This window comes from Neorhizobium sp. USDA 3394, from assembly GCF_056280385.1.
The window spans coordinates 2952432-2970416 of sequence record NZ_JBWCDU010000001.1 but is presented as its reverse complement, the minus strand read 5'-3'; the positions used below and the strand labels follow the sequence as shown (position 1 = coordinate 2970416).

General features: G+C 62.5%; 19 protein-coding genes. 12 read left to right on the top strand and 7 right to left on the bottom strand.

Features of this window, described 5'->3' with window-relative positions; all coding sequences use genetic code 11:
- Positions 1–73: 73 nt before the first annotated feature.
- The 9 genes from ACZ9EJ_RS14675 to ACZ9EJ_RS14635 all read left to right on the top strand — a co-directional run bounded on the left by ACZ9EJ_RS14675 (position 74) and on the right by ACZ9EJ_RS14635 (position 8027).
- Positions 74–1045, top strand: a complete 972-nt coding sequence (locus ACZ9EJ_RS14675) for a magnesium transporter CorA family protein (protein ID WP_052764637.1) — start codon at positions 74–76, stop codon at positions 1043–1045.
- A 14-nt stretch (positions 1046–1059) separates the two neighbouring features.
- Positions 1060–2961 carry a potassium transporter Kup gene (locus ACZ9EJ_RS14670; protein ID WP_046641109.1) on the top strand — a complete coding sequence of 634 codons (1902 nt, stop codon included), beginning with the start codon at positions 1060–1062 and terminating at the stop codon, positions 2959–2961.
- A gap of 150 nt (positions 2962–3111) precedes the next feature.
- Positions 3112–4284: a cell wall hydrolase gene (locus ACZ9EJ_RS14665; protein WP_251089435.1), complete on the top strand. Its 1173-nt coding sequence runs from the start codon at positions 3112–3114 to the stop codon at positions 4282–4284.
- A 266-nt stretch (positions 4285–4550) separates the two neighbouring features.
- Positions 4551–4913, top strand: a complete 363-nt coding sequence (locus ACZ9EJ_RS14660; RefSeq protein ID WP_046641108.1) for an AtpZ/AtpI family protein — start codon at positions 4551–4553, stop codon at positions 4911–4913.
- 61 nt (positions 4914–4974) lie between these two features.
- Positions 4975–5727 carry a F0F1 ATP synthase subunit A gene (locus tag ACZ9EJ_RS14655; protein ID WP_046632846.1) on the top strand — a complete coding sequence of 251 codons (753 nt, stop codon included), beginning with the start codon at positions 4975–4977 and terminating at the stop codon, positions 5725–5727.
- 66 nt (positions 5728–5793) lie between these two features.
- Positions 5794–6021: a F0F1 ATP synthase subunit C gene (locus ACZ9EJ_RS14650; protein ID WP_037087706.1), complete on the top strand. Its 228-nt coding sequence runs from the start codon at positions 5794–5796 to the stop codon at positions 6019–6021.
- 82 nt (positions 6022–6103) lie between these two features.
- The gene (locus ACZ9EJ_RS14645; protein ID WP_080955776.1) at positions 6104–6712 is read left to right on the top strand and encodes a F0F1 ATP synthase subunit B; all 609 of its coding nucleotides are present in this window, start codon (positions 6104–6106) and stop codon (positions 6710–6712) included.
- Positions 6713–6716: 4 nt separating this feature from the next.
- Positions 6717–7202: a F0F1 ATP synthase subunit B gene (locus ACZ9EJ_RS14640; protein WP_046632842.1), complete on the top strand. Its 486-nt coding sequence runs from the start codon at positions 6717–6719 to the stop codon at positions 7200–7202.
- Positions 7203–7277: 75 nt separating this feature from the next.
- Positions 7278–8027, top strand: a complete 750-nt coding sequence (locus ACZ9EJ_RS14635; protein ID WP_046641106.1) for a nucleotidyltransferase domain-containing protein — start codon at positions 7278–7280, stop codon at positions 8025–8027.
- Between the two features lie 17 nt (positions 8028–8044).
- Here the strand turns inward: ACZ9EJ_RS14635 and ACZ9EJ_RS14630 are convergent, their stop codons facing one another.
- Complete coding sequence (locus ACZ9EJ_RS14630; RefSeq protein ID WP_046641105.1) at positions 8045–8713, bottom strand: ribonuclease HII; 669 nt, start codon at positions 8711–8713, stop codon at positions 8045–8047.
- A 167-nt stretch (positions 8714–8880) separates the two neighbouring features.
- On the bottom strand, positions 8881–10038 hold the full coding sequence (locus ACZ9EJ_RS14625; RefSeq protein ID WP_046641104.1) for a PA0069 family radical SAM protein: 1158 nt from the start codon (positions 10036–10038) through the stop codon (positions 8881–8883).
- Between the two features lie 133 nt (positions 10039–10171).
- Here ACZ9EJ_RS14625 and ACZ9EJ_RS14620 point away from each other — a divergent pair, with 133 nt between their 5' ends.
- Entirely contained in the window at positions 10172–10690 is a 519-nt protein-coding gene (locus ACZ9EJ_RS14620) for a glycosyltransferase family 2 protein (RefSeq protein ID WP_046641134.1), read from the top strand.
- Positions 10691–10693: 3 nt separating this feature from the next.
- On the opposite strand, the gene moaB is transcribed toward ACZ9EJ_RS14620, so the two are convergent.
- The 4 genes from moaB to ACZ9EJ_RS14600 form a co-directional block, all read right to left on the bottom strand.
- Complete coding sequence (gene moaB, locus ACZ9EJ_RS14615; protein ID WP_046641103.1) at positions 10694–11242, bottom strand: molybdenum cofactor biosynthesis protein B; 549 nt, start codon at positions 11240–11242, stop codon at positions 10694–10696.
- 10 nt (positions 11243–11252) lie between these two features.
- Positions 11253–12167, bottom strand: a complete 915-nt coding sequence (locus ACZ9EJ_RS14610; RefSeq protein WP_046641102.1) for a 4-(cytidine 5'-diphospho)-2-C-methyl-D-erythritol kinase — start codon at positions 12165–12167, stop codon at positions 11253–11255.
- Positions 12168–12172: 5 nt separating this feature from the next.
- Positions 12173–14008: a tetratricopeptide repeat protein gene (locus ACZ9EJ_RS14605; protein ID WP_046641133.1), complete on the bottom strand. Its 1836-nt coding sequence runs from the start codon at positions 14006–14008 to the stop codon at positions 12173–12175.
- A gap of 163 nt (positions 14009–14171) precedes the next feature.
- Complete coding sequence (locus ACZ9EJ_RS14600) at positions 14172–15188, bottom strand: polyprenyl synthetase family protein (protein ID WP_046632831.1); 1017 nt, start codon at positions 15186–15188, stop codon at positions 14172–14174.
- A 107-nt stretch (positions 15189–15295) separates the two neighbouring features.
- Between ACZ9EJ_RS14600 and ACZ9EJ_RS14595 the strand changes: the two genes are divergently transcribed.
- Positions 15296–15517: a putative signal transducing protein gene (locus tag ACZ9EJ_RS14595; protein WP_037087717.1), complete on the top strand. Its 222-nt coding sequence runs from the start codon at positions 15296–15298 to the stop codon at positions 15515–15517.
- 297 nt (positions 15518–15814) lie between these two features.
- The gene (locus ACZ9EJ_RS14590) at positions 15815–16615 is read left to right on the top strand and encodes a tRNA1(Val) (adenine(37)-N6)-methyltransferase (protein ID WP_046641132.1); all 801 of its coding nucleotides are present in this window, start codon (positions 15815–15817) and stop codon (positions 16613–16615) included.
- Here ACZ9EJ_RS14590 and ACZ9EJ_RS14585 read toward each other — a convergent pair.
- A complete protein-coding gene (locus ACZ9EJ_RS14585; RefSeq protein WP_046632827.1) occupies positions 16584–17924 on the bottom strand; it encodes an Nramp family divalent metal transporter in 1341 nt (446 codons plus the stop codon). The two genes, ACZ9EJ_RS14590 and ACZ9EJ_RS14585, sit on opposite strands and share 32 nt — an antisense overlap.
- Positions 17925–17985 lie beyond the last annotated feature (61 nt).

Sequence of the window (17985 nt, the reverse complement as noted above, 5' to 3'; positions counted from 1 at the left end):
GGCGGTCCCGCAACCAGGGGCCGGCAAGCCCGCTTCTCGTTCAGTGCCGACGACTTTCGGCCGGAGACCACGATTGATCAATGCCTATAGCGCCACTGGCTCGATGAAGACGCTTGCGCCGGCCGAGGCGCTGCGTCAGCTTCCAGACGACATGGTCTGGCTCGATCTGGTCGAACCCACCCCGCAGGAGGACGCCTATGTCGAGGGTCTCCTCGGAATTCAGGTTCCGACCAGAGAGGACCTGAAGGACATCGAACCTTCGAGCCGGCTTTATGTAGAGAAGGACTCGGTGTTCATGACCGCGTCGCTTGTATGGCGCGCCGATGGCAAGGATCCGCAGCTCACCGACGTCGCCTTCATCCTGTCCGGCAGCCGACTGATCACCGTGCGTTACGCCGAGCCGAAAAGCTTCCAGCTGTTCATCGCCAGCTTGAGCCGTCTGCCGGAACCGGGGCGCGATGGTGCCACTTTGCTGGCAAGACTTCTGGAAACCATCGCCGATCGCACAGCCGAAATTCTTGAGCAGACGGTCGATCACGTCGATGCGCTGTCGACCGACATCTTCCGCGACCGCGGCAAGCGCCGCCCGCCGCAGTTCCTGGAACGTAAGCTGGCCGATATCGCCGCATACCATCGGCTGATCAGCAAGGTGCGCGATAGCCTGGGTTCACTCGCCCGGCTGTTGACCTTTCTCATGAACGTGCCATTGATCAGCCAGGACAAGAGCGACGACAACCTCTGCCGAACCATCGCGCGGGATGTCGATTCGCTTTCGGAACATGCCTCTTACATCGCCGGCAATATCGCCTTCCTGCTGGATGCCTCCCTCGGATTGATCAATGTCGAGCAGAACTCCATCATCAAGATATTCTCCATCGCGTCGGTCGTGTTCTTGCCTCCGACACTCGTTGCCTCGATTTACGGCATGAACTTTCAGTTCATGCCGGAACTCGAGTGGCATATCGGATATCCTCTCGCTATCTTCGCGATGCTGCTGTCCGCCATCATCCCCTTTTTCTTCTTTCGCTGGAAAGGCTGGCTTTAAGCCGGACATCCCCCATGGGTCACCCCGCTGAACATCACGACGCCGAGAAAACGAAGGTCCAAGGCCTTTTTGCGCTCGCACTCGGCTCCGTCGGCGTCGTCTACGGCGACATCGGTACGAGCCCGCTTTATGCCTTTCGCGAGGCTCTGAAGCCGATCGCCCACGACGGCGTCACGGAACTCGAGATCATCGGTCTCATTTCGCTGATGATCTGGACGCTGACGATCATCGTCACGTTCAAATACGTGCTTTTCCTGCTGCGCGCCGACAACGACGGCGAAGGCGGCACGCTCTCGCTCCTTGCCCTTCTGACCAAGTCCGCCAACGGCCACAGGGCGCTGTTGATGCTGCTCGGTCTCATCGGCGCAGCACTTTTCCTCGGCGATGCGATGATCACTCCGGCACTGTCGGTCCTGTCCGCGGTCGAGGGCCTGAAGCTGGTGGCGCCGTCGATGAGCAGCGCCGTGGTACCGATCTCGGTCGGCATCCTGATTGGCCTTTTCGCCATCCAGTCGAAGGGAACCGGCCTTGTATCGCGCTTCTTCGGGCCGATCACAGCCGTCTGGTTCATCGTCATGGGCGCGGGCGGCATCGCCCATATCTCGGACGACTACAGCATTCTGGCGTCCTTCAATCCGGTCTATGCGGTCGAATTCATGCTGAACGAGAGCTTCGTCGGCATTATCGTCCTCGGCGCCGTTTTCCTGACAGTCACTGGTGCCGAAGCGCTTTATGCGGACCTTGGCCATTTCGGCCGACGCCCGATCCAGTGGGCCTGGTTCACGCTCGTCTTTCCGGCGCTGACATTGAACTACCTGGGGCAGGGCGCTCTGGTGCTGAAGCATCCGGAAGCGATGTCGGATCCGTTCTACCTGATGTTCCCGCAATGGGCGCTGCTGCCGGTGGTCATTCTCGCGACCGCAGCCACCATCATCGCCAGCCAGGCTGTCATCACCGGTGCTTTCTCGCTGGTCCGCCAGGGGATCCATCTCGGCTACCTGCCCCGTATGCAGATCCAGTTCACCTCGGAAACCAATACCGGGCAGATCTTCCTGCCGTCGGTCAACACCCTGCTTCTGGTCGGCGTCATCGCGCTGGTTCTGGGTTTCGAAAGCTCGGAATCGCTCGCAACCGCCTATGGTATCTCGGTGACCGGCGCCATGGTCGTTACCACGCTGATGGCGTTCGAGTTCGTGCGCGTGAAGTGGAAATGGCCGCAGACGTTCGCGATCTGCGTTCTGGCCCCGCTGCTTGCGCTGGAACTGGTCTTCCTCGGCGCCAACCTCCTGAAGGTCCACGACGGCGGCTGGGTCCCTGTCTCGATGGCGATCATCTTCACCATCGTCATGTGGACCTGGAAGCGCGGTACCGCGATCCTCTTCGAAAAGACCCGCCGGATCGACGTGCCGCTCGAAACCTTCATTCCGATGGTCGAGAAGAAGAGCGATCATGCCCCGGTCTCCGTGCCCGGCGTCGCGATCTTCCTGACCAGCGATCCGGAAACCGCGCCCGCAGCGCTGCTGCACAACATCAAGCACAACCACGTCCTGCACGAAAAGAACGTGATACTGACCATCATCACGGTCAACAAGCCGCGCGTGTCGCTCGAGGAGCGGTTCAAGATCGAGAAGGTCTCGGAGCGTTTCACGCTGATCGAACTGCGCTTCGGCTTCATGCAGTCGCACAATGTCTCGCAGGCGCTCGCCTATCTGCGCAAGACGGGCTTCAAGTTCGACATCATGTCGACCTCCTTCTATCTGGGCCGCCGCAAGCTGGTGCCGGATGCCGCCTCCGGCATGCCCATGTGGCAGGACCGCCTGTTCATCGCCATGGCCAACACTGCGACCGACCCGTCAGACTATTTCCATCTGCCGGCCAACCGCGTCGTCGAGCTCGGCTCGCATGTCATCATTTGAGATGTCCGATTGGGATTCCCTTCGCTGACATTGATGTGAATGTGCTAATTCAAGCCGGCTGCCGGGCGTTTCGGCGGCCGGCGTTAACCGCTCATCAAGGTTAATGATTGATCTTCATCGGGTTCTTGTTGCCCTGTGGAGTTTCCGGTTTTGCGTTCGAATAGTGTTTTGCGTCGCAAGTCCTCATCCGGACTGAGTGGATGGACTTCCCCGGCCGTTTTCGGCCTTGCATGCTGGCTGGTCTTTCCGTCCGCCCCGGCTCATGGCGATCTCGCCGATCTTCTGACCGGCTTCGACGGCACCGAACAATGGCGCATGGTGCTGACCGATTCGCCGGCCGGCTCGATCCATCAGGCCTCGCTCGCTTTTCCCGGCCTCAACAAGGCGGTTTCCGGCAATGCCGGTCTCGAACTCCCGGACGGCCGCAAGATCGCGCTTGTCGGCGAGAACAGGTCCTCGGATCCGCGCCCCGATGAAGACCGCGTCAATCGCGCCGCCAAAAAGGGCCGCATCGTCACCGTCGAACCCATGTTGCCGCCGAAGGCGTTCTCCGCCGGCTCCGTGCTGCAGCGTTCGAGTGCGCTCACTTCGCCCGTCGAAGAGAAAGATGCGATGACAGCCTTCTTGAAGGCCGGCAAGAATGACGCTCCGGTAGAGCTCGCGTCCTTCTATTTCCGCAAGGATGAACCGAAGCGGGCAGAGGACGACCTCATGCCGATGATCGCCAGCCTCATCAACAATCCGACTGCCGATGTGCTGGCGGCCGCCTATGCGCCGTCGGAACCCGATTTCGCCAAACAGTCGCCGTTCGACGCTATTCTGACGGAAAAGAAGAAGCCCGGCCGGTTCATCCCGCCGATCAGTGCCGATGACCACGCCTGGGCCGCAACCCCGCTGCCGCCCGATTCCTTCTCGGCCAAGCAGCAGCAATGCCTCGCATCCGGTATCTACTTCGAGTCGCGCGGCGAATCCGCCCGCGGCCAGGCCGCCGTCGCTCAGGTCATCCTCAACCGGGTGCGCAATCCGGCCTATCCGAAGACGATCTGCGACGTCGTCTACCAGAATGAAGATTGGCGCAATCGCTGCCAGTTCTCGTTTGCCTGCGACAACGTCAAGGACCGAATCCGCTCCGAATACCACTGGAAGATGGCCCGCGAAGTGGCGTTGGCCGTGGCCGCGGGCAAGATCTGGCTTCCGGAAGTCGGCTCCGCCACGCATTATCATGCCGTCTATGTTCGTCCCGACTGGGCGCGCACGATGAAGAAGGTCGGCCGCATCGGCCTGCACGTCTTCTATCGCACCTATGGCGGCGGCTGGAGCTGAGCCGGTTCCGCCGCCTCAACAGGCGGCGATTCCCGCGACAGTTTTACCCGACTCCGGTTGTATCGCTTTTAACCGATTGAATTTACTCGGTTAATTTACCTCAATCGAAGAACCTCGGACGCCTTGACTATGGGGGCGGGCAAAACTATGTTGCGCGCGACTTGAAAACGGGCCGGACGGCGCGAAATCCCTCGCTAATCGCACTTTTTTGCGGTTGGAAAGCATAAAACCGGTTGTGCCGGGAGCAGAAATAGGGGAGGACGCACATGACGGATCACCGCGACGATGGTCTGGAAGAGCGCCGGCGGCGTCTTTCCGCAAAACTTGCGGAAAGGAAGGCCGACGACGACGCAGAGGCGAGGCGGGACGCGCAATCTGAAGAAAGCCGAAAGGGCATGGCCCTCGGCTTCAAGATTTCCTCCGAGTTCATCTCCGCGATCGCAGTGGGTGCGATTCTGGGCTATGCGCTCGATTATTATGTCGGCACGACGCCGTGGGGGATGATCGTTCTTCTCCTCCTCGGCTTCTGTGCCGGTGTCTTGAACGTGCTTCGCTCGGTGGGAAAGGTGGCTCAGCCGCCTGCCCTGCAGAAGCGCAGCGACGGGGACGGAAAGGAAGGCGGCCTTTAAGAAGGGCGCTTCCGGCGAAGTGAAGGGAGCCGCTCAAGGCGGCGAATGAAAGAGGTAGACGGTGGCAAACGATCCGATCCATCAGTTCCAGATCAACAAGATCGTTCCGATCGAGATCGGCGGCATCGACTTCTCCTTTACCAATGCATCCCTGTTCATGGTTGCGACCGTGGCTTGCGCCGCAGGTTTCCTCTATTTCTCCACGTCGCAGCGCTCGGTCGTCCCGGGCCGCGCGCAGTCGGTTGCGGAAATGTCCTATGAGTTCATCGCCAACATGCTGCGCGAAGGCGCCGGCAGCCATGGCATGAAGTTCTTCCCGCTGGTCTTTTCGCTGTTCATGTTCGTGCTGACCGCAAACCTGCTCGGCATGTTCCCCTATTTCTTCACCGTCACCAGCCAGATCATCGTCACCTTTGCGCTGGCGATTCTCGTGGTCGGCACGGTCATCGTCTACGGTTTCTACAAGCACGGCCTGCATTTCCTCAAGCTCTTCGTGCCGAGCGGCGTCCCGGGGGCACTTCTGCCGCTGGTCGTGGCGATCGAAGTGATCTCGTTCCTCTCGCGTCCGATTTCGCTCTCCGTTCGTCTGTTCGCCAACATGCTGGCCGGCCATATCACGCTGAAAGTGTTCGCGGGCTTCGTCGGTTCGCTCGGAGCGCTCGGCGCACTCGGCATCGGTGGTGCCATCCTGCCCCTCATCATGACCGTCGCCCTGACCGGTCTCGAATTCCTCGTCGCCTTCCTCCAGGCCTACGTCTTTGCGGTGCTCACTTGCATGTACCTCAACGACGCGGTCCATCCCGGCGGGCACTAAGGATAAAGACATTGGCGTCATAGGCGTCAGTCTACAGCCGCAACAACCATTTCGAAGGAGTTTCTCATGGAAGCGGAAGCAGCAAAGTTCATCGGTGCAGGCCTGGCTTGCTTTGGTATGGCCGGTACGGCTCTTGGCCTCGGCAACATCTTCGGCAGCTACTTGTCGGGCGCACTGCGCAACCCGTCTGCCGCTGACAGCCAGTTCGGCCGTCTGGTATTCGGCTTCGCCGTTACGGAAGCTCTGGGCATCTTCTCGCTGCTCGTCGCTCTCCTTCTCCTGTTCGTGGTCTGATATCCAGGCCAGGAATTCGATCGCGGCCGCCTGAACAGGGCGGCCGTGGTCTTTCGCATTTGGAATTCACCTGGAGGTGATGATGTTCGTGACCTCGGCATATGCGCAGACCGCGCCGGCCGCTCCAAATACGCCTGCCGCGCCCGCTGGCGAAGTGCATACCGAAACCGGCGTTGCCCACGGCGGCGAACACAAGGGTGCGTTCCCGCCCCTGGATTCCACCTATTTCGCTTCGCAGCTTCTGTGGCTGATCATCAGCTTTGGCCTTTTCTACCTGCTGATGAAGAAGGTCATCGTTCCGCGCGTGGGCGGCATTCTCGAACACCGCCACGACCGGATCGCCCAGGACCTCGACGAGGCCGCCCGCCTGAAGGCGGAAGCGGACGCCGCCGTCGAGACCTATGAAAAGGAACTGGCAGCCGCCCGTTCCAAGGGCCACAAGATCGCCGAAACCGCTCGCGAGGCCGCCAAGACCAAGGCTGTCGCCGACCGCGCCGCGATCGAGGCCGAACTGACCGAGAAGCTGGCCGCTGCCGAGATCCGCATCGGCGAGATCAAGGCAAAGGCTTTCGCGGAAGTCGGCCAGATCGCTGAAGAGACCGCCACCGCCATCGTCGATCAGCTGATCGGCGCCAAGGCAAGCGGCGACGACATCAAGGCTGCAGTTGCAGCCGCGAAGACGGAGGCCTGATCCAATGACATTGGATGCAACATTTTTCGCACTCGTCGCACTCGTCATCTTCCTGGCCCTGATCGTTTACCTGAAAGTGCCGGGCATGATGGCGAAGTCGCTCGACGAGCGCGCCGCCAACATCAGCAAGGAACTCGACGAAGCCAAGCGTCTGCGCGAGGAAGCGCAGACCCTGCTCGCCGAATACCAGCGCAAGCGCAAGGAAGCCGAAGCGGAAGCCGCCCAGATCGTGGCCGTCGCCGAGCGTGAAGCTGCGGCCCTGACCGAGGAAGCTCGCCAGAAGACCGACGAATTCGTCACCCGCCGCAACGCGCTTTCCGAGCAGAAGATCAAACAGGCGGAAGCCGAAGCGATCGGCGCCGTGCGCGCCGCCGCCGTCGACCTCGCCATCGCCGCCGCCCAGAGCGTCATCGCCCGCAAGGCCGATGCCTCCACCCAGGACACGCTCTTCCAGGACGCCGTCGGCAAGGTGCAGTCGAGACTGAACTGATTTCAGTCACATAAGACTTCTGAAAGGCCGGGCGAAAACCCGGCCTTTTTTGTTTTGGGCGAATGGAGGATCGTGATGGATCTGACTGTGGCAAATCTCTCGAGGGAACAAGCGCTCTCCCTGACCGAACGGTTTCTGAGCGCGCGCTTTGCCGATGCGGACTTCGCCTTCGTGGCCGGCTCCATCATGCGCGGCACGGGAACTCCGTCCTCCGATATCGATCTCGTCGTTCTGCATTCGACCCTGCCGCATGCCCATCGCGAGTCGGAGGTCTTCGAGGGGGTGCCGTTCGAAGCCCTGGTCCATGACGATGGGACCTTACGCTGGTTCCTTGAGGCGGATGTAGAAGCGGGTCGTCCCGTGTTGATCCGGATGGTTACAGAAGGCGTTCCTATCGGCCCGCGCCCTCAGCGGGCGGATGCGCTTCGCCGCGAGGCCGAGGCTCTCCTGATCAAAGGTCCGCCTCAGCTGGACCGAGAGGCGCTCGACCGAATGCGTTATGTCATTTCGAGCATGCTGATCGATCTCGCGGACGAACGGCCCGAGTTCGAGCGGGTGGCGATCGGCGCGGCGCTTTATCAGGCGCTCGGCGATTTCATCCTGCGCAATAACGGGCAATGGTCCGGCGCCAGCAAATGGCTGCCGCGGCAGGTGAGGGCATTCGATCCGGTGCTGGGCGATGCATTCATTGCAGCCTTTGATGCGCTGTTTCGCGAAGGAGAGACCAGGCCGATCCTGGATTGCACGGAACAAGTCTTCGTCCCACATGGCGGACTGCTGTTTGATGGCTATCGTGCCGACGCACTGGCCAAATGGCGCAAGTGAATGGAGAGGACTACCGGTCAGCTCTCCGGCAGGTCATCCTTGCGCAGCGGCCTAAAACTCATCCGGTGCAGGGAACAGGGCCCATGCGCCTCGATGCCGGCGCGGTGCTGGGCCGTCCCGTAACCGACGTGATTGGCAAAACCGTAAGCGGGGAAGACCAGATGCGCGCGGGTCATCATCCGGTCGCGGGTTACCTTGGCGATAATGGAGGCGGCGGCGATCGAGACCGAGCGGGCGTCACCCTTGATGACGGCCTTGCCGGGGCAGCAGAGTCCCTGCGGCACGTCGCGGCCGTCGGCGAGTACATAGGCCGGTGTGACGGCCAGCCCCGCCACGGCTCGGCGCATGGCGTCGAGGCTGGCGCGCAGGATGTTGCGTTCGTCGATATGGCGCGGACCGGAGGCCGCGATCGAGACTTCCGCCGTCGCCATGATCGCCTCGAACAGAACTTCCCGCTGGGCAAGGGTCAGCTGCTTGGAATCGTTGAGGCCGTCGGGGATGTTGTTCGGGTCGAGAATGACCGCTGCCGCCACCACCGGGCCTGCCAGGGGCCCGCGCCCGGCCTCGTCGGTGCCCGCGACCGGCCAGTGTCCGGCCTTTCGTGCCACCAGTTCCAGGCTGAAATCCGGAACCAGCGGAACGTCTTCGAAAAGCATCGGAGAATCGGGAGACGTGCGAGGTAACATGGCGGCAACCTCGCACGTCGTCCCGACCTCCTGCAACCCCCGGCGGGCGATTGCGGCGTCGCTATCCACCGAGGGGCGGCGGTGGAACCGGGGTATTTTCCGACGCGGGGGACAGGGCGGGTCGCGTCGGAAATGGGAATTCGCTGTTAAGCTCGCATAAGGTCCGGTCAGAGCAGCGAAAGTTGGATGCCACCGCCGTCGGGGCGGAGGAAAATGTCGTCGCGCAGCGGCAGGCCGCGCCGCACCATGCCGAGTCGCTTGGTCGCCATCTCGAAACGCCGGCCGATCTGCCAGGCATAGGGACCGGCACCCTTCATCCGCTTGCCCCATTCGGCGTCGTAATCCTTGCCGCCGCGCATCGAGCGGACGAGCGACATCACATGCCGGTAGCGGTCCGGATAGTTCTGCAGCAGCCAGTCGCGGAAGAGGGGGCTCACCTCCAGCGGCAGGCGCAGCAGCACGTAGCTCGCTTCCGTCGCCCCCGCCGCGTGACCGGCGTCGAGGATACGCTCGATCTCGTGGTCGTTCAGCGCCGGAATGACGGGTGCCACCATGACCGCGGTCGGAATGCCGGCATCGGTCAACGCCTTGATGGCAGTGAGGCGCTTGGGAGGGGTCGAGGCGCGCGGCTCCATTGTGCGGGCAAGCTTGCGGTCGAGCGTGGTGACCGAAATCCCGACTTTCGCGAGCCCCTTGGACGCCATGTCTGCAAGGATGTCGATGTCGCGGGTGATCAGCGCCGACTTGGTGACGATCGCGACGGGGTGGTTGGCCTTCTGCAGCACCTCGAGGATCTGTCGCATGATCCGCCATTCCCGCTCGATCGGCTGATAGGGGTCGGTATTGGTGCCGATCGCGATCGCCCGCACCTTGTAGTCGGGGCGGCTCAGCTCCCGTTCGAGCAGCTTCGGCACGTCAGGCTTGGCGAACAGCTTCGACTCGAAATCGAGGCCCGGCGAAAGCCCCATGAAACTATGGGTCGGCCGGGCGAAACAATAGATGCAGCCATGTTCGCAGCCGCGATAGGGATTGATCGATCGGTCGAACGAAAGATCCGGCGATTCGTTGCGGGTGATGGCGGTGCGCGGCTTTTCCACCTGCACCTCGGTCCGGAACGGTTCGAGCTCCTCCAGCGTCTGCCAACCATCATCGAATGCCTCGCGGCGCTCTTCCTCGAAACGGCCGCTCGGATTGAGCCCCGCGCCGCGCCCGCGACGCCGGTCGATTTCCACCCGAAGACCGGAGGATTTGACCAACGCATCGGCAATATCGGCCGTATGGGCAGGCGCGAAAGCGTCCTGCCGCAATTGATGCAGCTCGTTCATGGGTTAGCTCCTGAAGGGGAAATTCCCCGTTCCTGATGACTAAATTCCTAGCGCTGATATGAGAACATTGCAAGAACAAAATTCGACGCCCGCGTTTCTGGCGTTCCGTGTTGCAATGCGTTACATGTCAGGGATGCTGACTGTCATCATGGAATGCCGCGATCAGGAATCCGAGTTGGCGCAGACGCTCTCGGTGCTCGTTTCCGCTGCGGTGGAGGGACTCGTGAGCGATGTCGTGGTGCTCGATCACGGTTCGCGGGACGGTTCCTCCCGCGTCGCCGATGCGGCCGGCTGCCGTTTTTACGGCCATTGGGACATCAAGGATATTTTGCGCGGCGCCCGAGGAGAATGGCTGCTGCTCATCGAGCCCGGCGCCCGGCTGCAGGCCGGCTGGATCGACGAGGTGATGGAATATATTGCGCTGAACAAGCAGCCGGCCCGTTTCGCGCCGGCGCGCAACTACCGGCGGCCGTTCTTCAGGCGCATCGGCCGAAGCGTGCCGCCGCTGGAATACGGCATGCTGCTGCCGAAGCGGCAGGCGATCGCGCTTGCAAAATCGGGAATGGACCTGGAAACCCTGGCGCGCGGCCAGAAGGTGTCGAAGCTCGCCAGCGAGATCATCCCGGCCTGGGTGGCCGCGGCAGTCAGGTAGCGGCTATTTGCCGCCGCGCTTCAGGTGCTCGTCGAGCCGCGGCATGATCTCGATGAAATTGCAGGGCATGTGACGGTAGTCGAGCTGCGCCTTCAGAATGCCGTCCCAGGCATCCTTGCAGGCGCCGGGCGAACCCGGCAGCACGAAGATGAAGGTGGCGTTCGCCACCCCGCCCGTCGCCCGCGACTGGATCGTCGAGGTCCCTATCTTGTCGTAGGAAATGCGGTGGAACACCTCCGAAAATCCGTCCATGCGCTTTTCGAACAGCGGCTCCAGCGCCTCGGGCGTCACGTCGCGGCCGGTAAAACCCGTGCCACCCGTGGTAATCACCACGTCGATATCGGGATCGAGCGTCCATTCCCGCACCTGGCCGACAATGCGGTCCCTGTCGTCGGGCACGATAGCCCGCGCTTTCAGCTCATGCCCGGCTTCCGCGATCCGCGCCACCAGCGTGTCGCCGGACTTGTCGTCGGCAGGCGTGCGCGTGTCGGAAACGGTCAGCACGGCGATGCCGACGGGTATGAAGGAGCGGGTTTCGTCGATCCGGTTCATTGGGTTTTCTCTAGCCCTGGCCAACGGTTCTCACCGCCTGAAAATACCATTCCGGCTTCTGGCCGTTAAGGTTTTCCACCGCTCTTTCCGCCGCTTCGAAGGAAGGAAATATCCCGAAACAGGTGGCGCCCGAACCGGACATGCGCGTCAGCATCGTGCCTTCCGCGCCGATCAGGCTGGAGATCTGATCGATTTCCCGCACCAGCGAGCGCGCCGGCGGTTCGAGATCGTTGCGCAGCGTCCTCAGAAAGCCGATCCAGTCGCTGTCGTACGCGCCGATCGGCGGATTGTCCTTCTGCATCAGGCGGCGGAAGATGTCGGGCGTCGAAACCCCGACCAGCGGGTTGCCGAGCACCAGTGCCAGCGAGGGCAGGCCGGGAAGTGCTGTCAGCTCCTCGCCGATCCCCTTGGCCAGCAGCGGCTCGCCCCTGAGGCACATCGGCACGTCGGCGCCGAGCGAAAGACAGAGCGCTGCCAGTTCGGCGTCCGGCAGGCTGGCATTCCAGAAACGCATCAGGCCGCGAAGGGCCGCTGCCGCATCCGCCGAGCCGCCGCCGATGCCCGCTGCGACCGGCAGGTTCTTTTCGAGGTGGATGGCAACCGGCGGCGTTGAAACGCCCTTATCCTCCAGCGCCTTGCGCAGCATGTCGCGGGCTTTCAGCACGAGGTTGCCGTGCCTGCCTTCGCCAGAGGTCGGCAGCAGCGAAGCGAAACGGCCGGACACAAAAAAATCGTCGGCATCCACATCGCAGAAAGCCAGCCGGTCGCCGGTGTCGGCAAAGGTCACGATGCTCTCGAGCAGGTGATACCCGTCGGCCCGCTGGCCGGTCACATGCAGGGCGAGGTTGATCTTGGCGGGCGCCAGTTCGAAAAGGCCCGCCTTGTCGGCGAGCCAGTTGTCGGATGACGGATTGTCCAGAAACATGCGCGTCAGGATTTCTTGTCGGGATTGGCCGGCGCCGGCGGGGCGGGTGCCACCGGTTCCGTCGGGCTGCGGTCGGCCGTCGTGGCGTTCGGATCGAGCGGCGCCAGGCCCTTCTCGATCTTCTCCTTGATCTGCTCGCGGTTGATGTCCTCGCCTTCCGAGATCAGAGCCCGGTTCCACTGGTAGACGGCCTCGAGCTTGCGCCCGACACGCCAGTAGGAATCGCCGAGATGGTCGTTGATCGTCGAATCGCCGGCGCGCAGCTGCACCGCGCGTTCCAGTTCGGTCACGGCCTCGTCGAACTTGCCCATGCGGAAATAGGCCCAGCCGAGCGAGTCGACGATATAACCGTCATCCGGCCGCGCATCGACGGCCCGCTTGATCATGTCGAGACCTTCGTCGAGGTTCTTGTTCATGTCGACCAGGGAATAGCCGAGATAGTTGAGGACCTGCGGCTGTTCCGGATTGAGTTCGAGCGCCTTGCGGAAGTTCGGCTCGGCCTTCGCCCAGTTCTTGAGCCGCTCGTAGGCGATGCCGCGCTGGAAGAAGATCGTCCAGTCGCCGGGCTTCGGCACGGGCCCGATGACCTCGGCGGCCTTGTCGTAGGTCTCCGCCATGGTCTTGTAGTCCTTGGCGTCGGAAAGCACGCTGCCATAGGCGATGTAGCTGCGGATGTCGGAGGGATCGGAATCGATCAGCGACTTCAGGTGCTGCTTGGCTTCGTCGACCTTGCCCGTGTCGGAAAGCGTCACGCCGAGCTGCAGCTCGGAAATGCGGCGCATCGGCGAATCGGCCGGAACGCTGGCATAGAACTTGATGGCCCGCTCCGGCTGCTTGAGCTTCTCAGCGATGCCGCCGAGCAGGATCAGCGTGTCGGCGCTCTTGGGGTCGAGCGCGTGGGAAATCTGCAGGTAGAGCGAGACCATGTCCTCGGCGCCCTGGCGGTTCAGCGCGCCGCCGATCGAAAACAGGACGCCGGCCGCGCCTTCTGCGGCATTGCTCACCTGCTGTTCGGGCTTCTGGCCTTTCTCGATGCTCTGGCGCAGGGCCTTCAGCGGCGCATAGTTGGAGACCATGCCGTCACCGACGGAGATCGCGTCCAGCGCCTTCTGCTTGTTGCCGGCCGCCGCTTCGAGACGTGCCAACGCCATCACCGCGCGCATAAAAGTGTCCGGCGCGGTGGCGACGGCTTCCTTGTTGGTGACGGCGGTATTGAGGTGCTGTCGCGCCGTGCCGATATCGCCGGTCACCAGCGCCATGGCGCCGAGATGGTAATCGGTGAACACCTTGTACCAGGCCGGTCCCTTGAGGTTGTTGATGCCGGCCATCGCCTGCTTGCCCTTTCCGGCCCCGACATCCGCCCAGGCGGAAAGAAGCTGGTGGGTCAGCCGATCGAGGTCGTTCGGGCCTTCGTAGGCAAGAACCTTCTTGGCCGTATCGAACTTCTTGGCGCGCAGGGCATCGAGGCCGCGGACGATCTTGGTGATCCGCTCGACGGCGTTGTCGTCCTTGAGCGCGTTGGCTTCAGCGAGGCCCTGGTCGAAATCGCCGTTGAGCAACAGCGAGATCATCAGCCGTTCGCGGATTTCCAGGTTGGCGGCATCGAAAGCCAGCGCCTTGCGGTAGAGCGCGATCGCGGTGTCGTAATCATGGTCGACGTCGGCTGTCCGGGCGGCCAGAAATGCGCCGGAAAACGTCTTCACGTTGCCAGGGCTGAACGTCACCGTGTCTTTCACCGCTGGCTTCGCTTCCGCCGTCGCCGCATTGGCCACCGTTCCGAACAGGAGAACGGTTGCAAGCGCCGCGCTGGAGAGCAGAAGAAGGCTGGATTTCTGCCGCATAAACATGCCTTTCGTAAGAGCATGGCGATTCGATGAGATACCGCCGCCAATTGTGCCCTATTGATTCATGATAGAATGGCTTTTTTGAAGCACGTCCGCAAGGAAATCCCCAGCGCCGCATGGGGGCGGCGCCGGTCACACCTTCGTCAACGGACGCCGGGCGTCAGTTGACGCGCTGGATCGAAAAGTCGATGACTTCGAGAAGGGCTGCCTTGAGCGGCGAGGCTGGAAGCGGTGCCAGCGCATCGCGGGCGATCGTCCCGTAATGCAGCGCGCGGCCGATCGTGTCGTTCAGGGCGCCGTATTTGTTGATCAGGCCGAGCGCCCTTTCCAGGTTTTCGTCGCTGCTCTCGCCCTTCTCGATCGCCTGACGCCAGAATGCGCGCTCGGCCTCGGTGCCGCGGCGATAGGAGAGGATGACCGGCAGCGTGATCTTGCCCTCGCGGAAATCGTCGCCGACATTCTTGCCGAGATCGGCAGCCTTGCCGCCGTAATCCAGCGCGTCGTCGACGAGCTGGAACGCAAGACCGAGGTTCATGCCGTAGGATTTCAGCGCGCCCCGGCCGGCCTTGTCGGCATTGGCGATGATCGGCCCGACTTCGGCGGCGGCTGCAAACAGCGCAGCCGTCTTGGCGCGGATGACCGAAAGATAGTCGTCCTCGGTCGTTTCCATGTTCTTGGCGACGGAAAGCTGCAGCACCTCGCCTTCGGCGATGACGGACGCTGCGGCAGACAGCACGTCGAGCGCTTCGAGCGACCCGACATCGACCATCATCCGAAAAGCCTGGCCGAGCAGGAAATCGCCAACCAGAACGCTTGCCTGGTTGCCCCAGATCATCCGTGCGGTGGAGCGCCCGCGGCGCAGGTCGCTTTCGTCCACCACATCGTCGTGGAGAAGCGTTGCCGTGTGCATGAACTCCACGCTGGTCGCAAGCTTCACATGGGCCTCGCCCTGGTATCCGAACAGGGCGGCGGACGCGAGCGTCAGCATCGGCCGCAGCCGCTTTCCGCCCGACGAGATCAGGTGGTTGGCGACTTCCGGGATCATCTGCACGTCGGAGCCGGCCTTGGAAAGGATCAGCTGGTTGACCCGATCCATGTCCGCCTTGGTCAGATCCACCAGCGGTTTGACGGATGCCAGTTTGTTTTTGCCTTCTTCAAGCGGTATGACGACGCCCAATGTCAGGCCTCCCTATCGAAATCTTTCAAACGACAATAGAAAGAGGCTGATAGTGCGGCAAGCGCAAATCGCATCCCTCCGGATTATAATGGGGTAACAAAGACATCATGCTGGAGATCATCCGCACCAATGACATCGTGATCCTGTCGCTGGCACAGAGCCTGATGAAGGATGCGGGCATATACTGCATGGTCGCCGACCAGTCGATGAGCGTGCTCGAAGGCTCGCTCGGCCTGCTGCAGCGCCGGCTGATGGTCGATGGCGAGCGGGCGGACGAGGCGCGGCGGATCTTGAAGGATGCGGGGCTGGAAGCGGAGCTGCGGCCTTGATGTCGAGGGAGCTTGGGTCTTGAGTTTTTCCGGAACTTCAACCTTGAGCCTTTGTGCGGATCTCCCCCCTCTGTCCTGCCGGACATCTCCCCCACGGGTGGGGAGATCACAAGCTGCACGATCCCCGCTCCCTCAAAGACATTGTACAGAGGGAGACCTCAGGTCTGAAGTGGTGAGCAGGCGCCCAGCCAATCTCCCCACCCGAGGGGGAGATGCCCGGCAGGGCAGAGGGGGGCTGGCGGTCACCAGCGTTCAATGCTGGCCGACAACAACCGACAGCCAACGGTGTCGCCAAGGATGACCGCACCCACCCACACCATTGACGCCTTTCACCGCGGCCGCTTTCACGTCATGCAGCCGAAGGGCGGCGGGCATCGCTCGGGCGTCGATGCCATGCTGCTCGCCTCGCTGGTCGCCTCCGACAGGCCGGTGAGCGTCGCCGATCTCGGCTCGGGCGCCGGTGCGGCGGGCCTTGCGGTCGCCTCGCGGCTGGAGCGGGCAAAGGTCCTGCTGATCGAGAAATCGCCGCTGATGGCGGACTATGCCCGCAAAACGCTGGAGCTTCCCGAAAACGCCTTCATGGCCGGTCGCGTCGAGGTGCTGGAGGCCGACGTGACGCTGACCGGCAAGCCCCGGCAAGCCGCCGGTCTCGTCGACGAGATCCACGACCACGTGATCATGAACCCGCCGTTCAACGATGCCAACGACCGCAAGACGCCCGATGCCCTGAAGGCCGAGGCGCACGCGATGACGGAAGACTTGTTCGAGGCCTGGATCCGCACTGCAGGTGCGATCATGAAGCCCGGCGGGCAGTTGTCGCTGATCGCCCGGCCGCAATCGATCGCCGAGATCATCGAGGCCTGCGGCAGGCGTTTCGGCGGGCTGGAAATCACCGCCCTCCATCCCCGCCCGGACGAAAGCGCCACGCGCATCCTCGTCACCGCCGTCAAGGGTTCGCGCGCCCGGCTGACATTCCGGGCGCCGCTTTTCGTGCATGGCGCGGATGGCCATGCCTTCTCGGCGTTCGTGGACGACCTGAACAATGGCCGGGCCGCGTATGCCCGCCTCAGCCCGAAACGAAATCGATCAGCAGCTTGACGTTGAGGCCGGCAATGACGACGGCGATCAGCCAGGCGATGCCGGAGAGCCAGATCGGCGCCACGAGCTCGCCCATCTTGGCCTTGCTGGCGGTGAACATGACGAGCGGAAAGACCGCGAAGGAAAGCTGAAGGCTGAGCACGACCTGGGTGAGGATCAGCAGTTCCGCCGTGCCCGCATCGCCGTACCATATGGTCACGAACGCGGCCGGAATGATGGCGATCCCGCGGGTGATCAGGCGGCGGACCCATGGCGGCAGCTTCATCTTGAGGAAGCCCTCCATGACGATCTGACCGGCGAGCGTCGCCGTCACCGTCGAGTTCAGGCCGCAGCAGAGCAGAGCGATCCCGAAAAGCGTCGGTGCGATGGCAAGGCCGAGAAGCGGCGCCAGCAGCGAATGCGCTTCGCCGAGCTCGGCTACCTCGGTCCGCCCGGTACTGTTGAAGGCCGCTGCCGCAAGGATCAGGATCGAGGCGTTGATCAGCAGCGCGAAGCAGAGCGCGACGGTGGAGTCGATCGTCGCATAGGTCAGCGCTTCTTTCTTTTCCGGCAGGGTGTGGCCATAGTTGCGGGTCTGCACGATGCCGGAATGCAGGTAGAGGTTATGCGGCATGACGGTCGCGCCGAGAATGCCGAGCGCCAGATAGAGCATCTCCGGATTGGTGACGATCTCGGTCGTCGGGAAGAAACCGCGGATGACGCCGCCCCATTGCGGATCGGCAAGGAAGATCTGGATTGCGAAGCAGACGGCGATGACGCCGAGCAGGGTGATGATGAAGGCTTCGACCCAGCGGAAGCCCATCTTCTGCAGGTAAAGGATGATGAAGACGTCGAGAGCCGTGATCAGCACGCCGAGCTCCAGGGGGATGCCGAAGATCAGGTTGAGACCGATCGCGGTGCCGATTACTTCGGCGATATCCGTGGCGATGATGGCGATTTCGGCAAGCGCCCAGAGCGGGATGGAAACCCATTTCGGGAACGCGTCGCGGCAAGCCTGCGCCAGGTCTCTGCCCGATGCGATGGCAAGACGCGCGCAGAGCGACTGCAGGACGATCGCCATCAGGTTGGACAGCAGTGCGACCGCGAGCAGCGCGTAACCGAATTTCGAGCCGCCGGCGAGCGAGGTCGCCCAGTTGCCGGGATCCATGTAGCCGACCGCGACCAGGTAACCCGGGCCCGCGAATGCGGCGAGCCGTCGCCATCGCGATCCGGAGTGCGAGATGTTGATGCTGCGATGGACGTCGGAGAGCGATGCCTCTCCGCGCTTGTTCCGCCAGCCGCTGTCCTGCTTCGAACCCAAAACGTCCATCTTTACCTATCTCCGTTCGCGAGAGCGATAATGCCTAGCTGGAATGATAATGCAAGTCATT

Excerpts from the sequence above, each read along its gene's own strand:
- ACZ9EJ_RS14670 (WP_046641109.1), top strand. The coding sequence starts at position 1,060 with ATGGGTCACCCCGCTGAACATCACGACGCCGAGAAAACGAAGGTCCAA.
- ACZ9EJ_RS14660 (WP_046641108.1), top strand. The coding sequence starts at position 4,551 with ATGACGGATCACCGCGACGATGGTCTGGAAGAGCGCCGGCGGCGTCTT.
- ACZ9EJ_RS14650 (WP_037087706.1), top strand. The coding sequence starts at position 5,794 with ATGGAAGCGGAAGCAGCAAAGTTCATCGGTGCAGGCCTGGCTTGCTTT.
- ACZ9EJ_RS14645 (WP_080955776.1), top strand. The coding sequence starts at position 6,104 with ATGTTCGTGACCTCGGCATATGCGCAGACCGCGCCGGCCGCTCCAAAT.
- ACZ9EJ_RS14640 (WP_046632842.1), top strand. The coding sequence starts at position 6,717 with ATGACATTGGATGCAACATTTTTCGCACTCGTCGCACTCGTCATCTTC.
- ACZ9EJ_RS14635 (WP_046641106.1), top strand. The coding sequence starts at position 7,278 with ATGGATCTGACTGTGGCAAATCTCTCGAGGGAACAAGCGCTCTCCCTG.
- ACZ9EJ_RS14630 (WP_046641105.1), bottom strand. The coding sequence starts at position 8,713 with ATGTTACCTCGCACGTCTCCCGATTCTCCGATGCTTTTCGAAGACGTT.
- ACZ9EJ_RS14625 (WP_046641104.1), bottom strand. The coding sequence starts at position 10,038 with ATGAACGAGCTGCATCAATTGCGGCAGGACGCTTTCGCGCCTGCCCAT.
- ACZ9EJ_RS14620 (WP_046641134.1), top strand. The coding sequence starts at position 10,172 with ATGCTGACTGTCATCATGGAATGCCGCGATCAGGAATCCGAGTTGGCG.
- moaB (WP_046641103.1), bottom strand. The coding sequence starts at position 11,242 with ATGAACCGGATCGACGAAACCCGCTCCTTCATACCCGTCGGCATCGCC.
- ACZ9EJ_RS14610 (WP_046641102.1), bottom strand. The coding sequence starts at position 12,167 with ATGTTTCTGGACAATCCGTCATCCGACAACTGGCTCGCCGACAAGGCG.
- ACZ9EJ_RS14605 (WP_046641133.1), bottom strand. The coding sequence starts at position 14,008 with ATGCGGCAGAAATCCAGCCTTCTTCTGCTCTCCAGCGCGGCGCTTGCA.
- ACZ9EJ_RS14595 (WP_037087717.1), top strand. The coding sequence starts at position 15,296 with ATGCTGGAGATCATCCGCACCAATGACATCGTGATCCTGTCGCTGGCA.
- ACZ9EJ_RS14590 (WP_046641132.1), top strand. The coding sequence starts at position 15,815 with ATGACCGCACCCACCCACACCATTGACGCCTTTCACCGCGGCCGCTTT.
- ACZ9EJ_RS14585 (WP_046632827.1), bottom strand. The coding sequence starts at position 17,924 with ATGGACGTTTTGGGTTCGAAGCAGGACAGCGGCTGGCGGAACAAGCGC.